Below are 413 nucleotides of genomic sequence, written 5' to 3'. Positions count from 1 at the left end.
GGTTATAGGTCCACGTCTTATCCGACGGTCGGTCCTGCACGAACGTCAGCGTCTGCCCGTTCCATACCGGCATACAGCGCATCGCCGAGCAGAAATCGCTGAGCACATCCCACGCCTTACGCTGTGTGGTCAGGTACGCATTACAGGTGATGCGCGGCTCCGTGCCGCCAAAGCCGTCCGGCACTGACTGGTCGCAGTACTGGCCGATGACATACAGCGCCCATTTATCCACATCCGCCGCACCAAGACGTTTCCCCATGCCGTAGCGCGGATGGGTCAGCATATCCCACAGACACCAGGCCATGTTGTTGCTGTATGCCGGTTTAAACGTTCCGTCCCAGATACCGCTGTATTGCCGCGTCTGCGGGTTATAGTTCGACGGCACCTGCAGAATACGCCCGCGCAGATGATAA

Annotated in this window: 1 protein-coding gene; it reads right to left on the bottom strand. The window is 58.6% G+C overall.

The window, feature by feature from the left end; translation table 11 throughout:
• Positions 1-413: host specificity protein J (locus tag D0S45_20910; protein TIH03402.1), on the bottom strand; the 413-nt coding region annotated here is incomplete at both ends.

The organism is Marinifilum sp. JC120, assembly GCA_004923195.1.
Taxonomy (GTDB): domain Bacteria; phylum Desulfobacterota; class Desulfovibrionia; order Desulfovibrionales; family Desulfovibrionaceae; genus Maridesulfovibrio.
This window is presented reverse-complemented; position numbering and strand designations above follow the sequence as displayed.